This is a genomic window from Nocardiopsis sp. TNDT3, from assembly GCF_003427465.1.
GTDB classification, from domain to species: domain Bacteria; phylum Actinomycetota; class Actinomycetes; order Streptosporangiales; family Streptosporangiaceae; genus Nocardiopsis; species Nocardiopsis dassonvillei.
Genome location: NZ_QPFC01000274.1, coordinates 1 through 4,702 on the forward strand (window position 1 = coordinate 1; position 4,702 = coordinate 4,702).

The window sequence follows — 4,702 nt, forward strand, 5'->3', positions numbered from 1 at the left end:
GGGGGCCCGCCCGCCCCGCCACGGGGCGGCGGGGCGGGCCACACGGGGCGCGGGGCCCGCCCCCGGACCGCGCGTGCGGCGTAATCCCTTTGCCCCGCGACCGCCCGGGGACGATGATGCCCCTATGCGCGTGGGAGTGGTGGGACTGGGGATGGGCCTGCACCTGGCGGTGTGGGCCGCCAGACTGGGCATGGACGTGGTGGCGGCCTGCGACCGCGACCCCTCCCTGCACGCCGCGGCCCGCGAGCGGCTGCCAGGCGCGATCCTCACCGACCGCTGGCGGGACCTGCTCGACCAGGACCTGGACGGGGTCATTCTGGCCAACGACTTCGACGCCCACGCGCCCCTGGCCCTGGCCTTCCTCGACCGCGGCGTCCACGTGCTCTCCGAGACCGCCGCGTGCGCCGACGAGGCCGAGGCGAGGGCGCTGGTCGCGGCGGCCGACCGCTCGTCGGCGTCCTACTCCCTGGCCGAGAACTACACCCTCCACCCGCACGTGCTGCTCGTCCGCGAGGCCGTCCGGGCGGGCGAACTGGGCCGGATCAGCCTCATCGAGGCCGACTACCTGCACGGCATGTCCCCCGAGGGCGTCGCCGGGCTGACCGGCGACCCCGCCCACTGGCGCGGGCGCATCGCCCCCACCGCCTACTGCACCCACTCCCTGTCACCGATCCTGGCGATCACCGGTGCGCACCCGGTGGAGGTCAGCGCGTTCACCGTGGACGAGGCCGCGCCACGCCAGGCCAGCACCATGGTGGTGCGCCTGTCCACGGGCGCCCTGGCCGTCACCCGCAACGGCTTCCTCCAGGGCGAACCCGACAGCCACTGGAGCTGGGTGTCGGTGCGCGGCACCCGCGGGCTGGCCGAGTCGGTGCGGGCGCGGGGAGAGCGCGCCTGGTCGGTGCGCGTGCGCCACGAGGGGTGGACCCGCCCCGACGGCGACGCCCACGAGGAGGAACGCGTCCCGCCCGCGCTGTCGCTGGACGGCGAGCCCGTGGAACGCGGGGCCGAGGGCACGGTGCGCCTGCTGCGGGGCTTTCGCGACACCGTCGAGCACGGCGCCGAGCCGCTGGTGCCGGTGCGCGCGGCCGTGGCGGCCTCCCTGGTCGGGGTGGCCGGGGCCGAGTCGCTGGCCCGGGGGTCGTGTCCGGTCCCGGTTCCGCCGCTGTGATCGGACTCTTTCCCGCTCCGGGGCGACCTGTGACGCGGCGCGGCCTCCCCTCGGACGGTTCCTGGCACTAGTTTCGGAGTGGACCCGCCGCCGCAGGTCCTCGACGCCGAGGAGAGCGATGACCCATCCGACCGACACCGACAGCGGCACCGACAACAGGGGGAAGCGGCTGGCCGGCGGCATGATGACCACGGTGTTCCGGTACGGCGGCCACGTCGTGCGCACCGCGACACCCGCCGCGCCCGCCATCCACGCCCACCTTCGCGCCCTGGGCGAGAGCGGATTCAGGGGCGCTCCGGTGCCGCTGCGGCTGCGCGACGACGGCCGGGAGGAGCTGACCTTCGTGGAGGGGGACGTCGCCCTCCCGCCGTTCCCCGACTGGGCGTTCACCGAACACACCCTGCGCTCGTGCGCCGAACTGCTGCGCCTTTACCACGACGCCGCCGCACGCGTGCCCGTGGACGCCTCGGCCGCCTGGAACACCGGCTCCACCGGGATGGCCGATCCCGAGGGCGGTCCCATCCTGTGCCACAACGACCCCTGCCTGGAGAACATCGTCTTCCGCCGCGGCCGGGCCACGGCCCTGATCGACTTCGACCTGGCCGCGCCGGGCCGCCCCGTCTGGGACGTGGCGGCACTGGCCTACTACCTGGTGCCCGCGCTCGACCCGGTCTCGGCCGCCGGGACCCCGCACGAGGGGAGCGACGTCGCGCACCGGCTGCGCCTCCTCGCCGACGCCTACGGGCTCTCCCCCGAGGACCGCCGCGCCCTGCCGGGGACGGTCGAGGAGTACACGGCCGTCGCCCGCGTCTTCGTGGCCGAGCGGGTCGAGAACGGTGACGGCCTGTTCGCCCGCGACCTGGAGCGGACGGGCGGGTGGGAGCGCTGGGACCGCCGCCAGGCCTGGCTGGCCGACCAGCGCGCGGTGTTCGTCGGAGCGCTGGTGTCCTGAGCCGGGGGTCTGACGGCTCCCTGGTCCCGCGGGCGGGGCGTACGGCCGAGCCCCGGGGTGCCGGGAGCGCTCGTGCCCGCCCCGGCACCCGGTCCTCCTGCTCCGATCGGGCCTTCGCCTCCTCCGGGACGGCCTCGAACGCGGCGCGGCCTCCCCCGTGCGGTCACCGGCACCGGTCCCGAGGCGCGCCCGGGCCCGTCCGCGGCCTCAGGCTCCGCGCCGGGAGATGACCACCAGGTACCGGCAGTCCGCACCGGTCGGGTTGTGGAACTCGCACGGCTCGGGCGGGCCCAGGTGCAGGCAGTCGCCCCGTTCCAGCACGTGCTCCACACCGCCCTCTCGGAAGGCGAGCGTGCCCTCCAGCACCCAGATCTGGTGGTGGGTGAGGGCGTAGGCCTGCGCGGGGAAGCCCACCCGCGCCCCCGGCGGCAGCTCCACCTCCACCAGTTCGATCGGGCCGCCGGACGCGGGCGAGACCGCGCGCCTCCGGTATCCCGTCCCGGGATCGGTCCACACGGGCTGCTCGCGCGCGCGTACCAGGCGGCGGTCGCCCTGCTCGGCGCGCGCGATCAGCTCCGACAGGGTGATGCCGAGCGCGGCGGCGAGCCGCCCCAGCAGGGAGGCGGTGGGCTGGGCCTCGCCGTTCTCGATCCGGCTGATCATGCCCCGGGAGACACCGGACAGCTCGGCCAGCGCCCCTCCGCTCAGTCCGCGGGCCCGGCGCAGCTCTCGCAGGGTCGAGGCCAGGGCCGTTCCCAGTGTGTCGCTCATGACGTTCACTATAGGGAGCACGACTGAATACCATGGTCGACATGACTTCGATGCCGACCCTCACTGTCCGCGACGCGACCCCCGCGGACGCCCCGGCGTGCGCGGCGATCTACTCCCCCTACGTCACCGACACCGCGATCACCTTCGAGTACGAGCCGCCCACCGCCGAGCAGATGGCCGAACGGATCGCCGCGGCCCAGCGGCGGCACGCCTGGATCGTGCTGGAGGACGCCGACGGGGTCGTCGGCTACGCCTACGGCGGACCCTTCCGCACCCGCGACGCCTACCGGTGGTCGTGCGAGGTCAGCGTCTACCTGGCGATGGGCCGCAGGCGCACCGGCGCGGGCCGCGCCCTGTACCGGGAGCTGCTGCCCCGTCTGGCCGAACGCGGCATGCGCACCGCCGTCGCGTGCATGACCCTGCCCAACGAGGCCAGCCTGGGCCTGCACCGCTCCCTGGGTTTCGAGGACGTGGGCGTCATGCGCCGGGTGGGCCGCAAGTTCGACGCCTGGCACGACGTCGCCTGGGCCCAGATCGGCCTCACCCCCGCACAGGGCTGAGGCCGTCGCGGCAGCGGGCGCGCGCAGGTCGGAGCGGAGCCGCCGTCGCCCGACAACCCGGGAGGGAAGCAGCCGCCTGTTCGTCCCCGGCACGGTCGACAGCCATGGGAGCCCGCGCCGAAGGGGTGCGACCCCCACGCGGTTCGTGCCCGCGGCGGGAGGCGCGACCCCGTGTCCGCTCCCGGCGCCAGCAGACAGCCGAAGGAGCCCGTGCCCAAGCGCCTCCCGTGTCCGCTGCCGGTCGTGAACGCCCCCGCGCACGGCGCTCGCCGCCGGAGGCCACCCCGCCGCACGAAACCTCCGTCGGATCCCGGCCGTATGCTCGTCAACGGTCCCATGTCCCCACCATCCCCCGGGAGCACCGCCGTGTCCGTCCCACCCGCGCGCCACCGGAGCTCGGGGCTGGCCTTCGCGCTCGCCTCGGCACTCGCCTTCGGCGGTTCGGGCGTCTTCGCCCGCCCCCTGCTGGACGCGGGGATGGACTCCCTCCACGTCACCTGGCTGCGCGTGGCCGGTGCGGCGCTGCTGCTGTTGCCCGTGGCCCTGACCCACTGGCGCACCGCCCGCCGCCGCCCGCTGCTGGTGCTGGCCTACGGCGTCTTCCCGATGGCCGGGGTCCAGGCGCTGTACTTCGCCTCCATCGCGCGCATCCCCGTGGGCATCGCCCTGCTCATCGAGTTCCTCGGTCCGGTCCTGGTCCTGCTGTGGCTGCGCGTGGTGCGCCGCACCCGGGTCTCCCCCGCCGCCGTGGTCGGCGTGGTCCTGGCCGTGGCCGGGCTCGGCCTGCTGCTGGAGGTGTGGGCGGGCGTGCGCCTGGACGCGGTCGGCGTCGGGCTGGCGCTGGGAGCCGCCGCGGCGCAGGCCGTCTTCTTCCTGCTCTCGGACAGCATGGGCGAGGACACCCACCCGCTGGCCGTGGTGGCCTTCGGCTCCCTGGTCGCCGCGGCGCTGCTGGGCGTCCTGGCCCGGCCCTGGACGCTGCCCTGGCACATGCTCGCCGACCCGGTCGCGCTCGGCGGGTTCTCCTTCCCCGGCTGGGCGGCCGCCCTGTGGCTGGGCCTGGTGTGCACCGCGCTCGCCTACTTCCTCGGAATCTCGGCGGTCCGGCGACTGTCCCCGCAGGTCGCCGGGGCGGTCGCTTACCTGGAGGTGGTCACCGCGATCGTGCTGGCCTGGGCGCTGCTGGGTGAGGCGCTCACCCCCGTGCAGGCCGTCGGCGCCGCCGTCATCGTCGCGGGCGCCCTCGTC

Annotated in this window: 5 protein-coding genes; 4 read left to right on the forward strand and 1 reads right to left on the reverse strand. The window is 75.5% G+C overall.

The features are described 5' to 3' along the window. Window positions 1-124 precede the first annotated feature (124 nt). Window positions 125-1,171 carry a Gfo/Idh/MocA family protein gene (locus DQW06_RS07435; RefSeq protein WP_117198198.1) on the forward strand — a complete coding sequence of 349 codons (1,047 nt, stop codon included), beginning with the start codon at window positions 125-127 and terminating at the stop codon, window positions 1,169-1,171. A 118-nt stretch (window positions 1,172-1,289) separates the two neighbouring features. Continuing rightward, window positions 1,290-2,123, forward strand: a complete 834-nt coding sequence (locus DQW06_RS07440; RefSeq protein WP_013153073.1) for a phosphotransferase — start codon at window positions 1,290-1,292, stop codon at window positions 2,121-2,123. Between the two features lie 207 nt (window positions 2,124-2,330). Here DQW06_RS07440 and DQW06_RS07445 read toward each other — a convergent pair whose 3' ends face one another. Further along, entirely contained in the window at window positions 2,331-2,894 is a 564-nt protein-coding gene (locus DQW06_RS07445) for an XRE family transcriptional regulator (RefSeq protein ID WP_013153072.1), read from the reverse strand. Between the two features lie 32 nt (window positions 2,895-2,926). Here DQW06_RS07445 and DQW06_RS07450 point away from each other — a divergent pair, with 32 nt between their 5' ends. Further along, complete coding sequence (locus DQW06_RS07450) at window positions 2,927-3,454, forward strand: GNAT family N-acetyltransferase (protein WP_013153071.1); 528 nt, start codon at window positions 2,927-2,929, stop codon at window positions 3,452-3,454. Window positions 3,455-3,820: 366 nt separating this feature from the next. Continuing rightward, on the forward strand, window positions 3,821-4,702 hold an 882-nt coding region (locus DQW06_RS07455), incomplete at its 3' end, for a DMT family transporter (protein ID WP_117198199.1).

Bases quoted from the DNA above. Each gene is read 5' to 3' on its own strand.
- DQW06_RS07450 (WP_013153071.1), top strand. From the start codon at position 2,927: ATGGTCGACATGACTTCGATGCCGACCCTCACTGTCCGCGACGCGACC.
- DQW06_RS07440 (WP_013153073.1), top strand. From the start codon at position 1,290: ATGACCCATCCGACCGACACCGACAGCGGCACCGACAACAGGGGGAAG.
- DQW06_RS07445 (WP_013153072.1), bottom strand. From the start codon at position 2,894: ATGAGCGACACACTGGGAACGGCCCTGGCCTCGACCCTGCGAGAGCTG.
- DQW06_RS07435 (WP_117198198.1), top strand. From the start codon at position 125: ATGCGCGTGGGAGTGGTGGGACTGGGGATGGGCCTGCACCTGGCGGTG.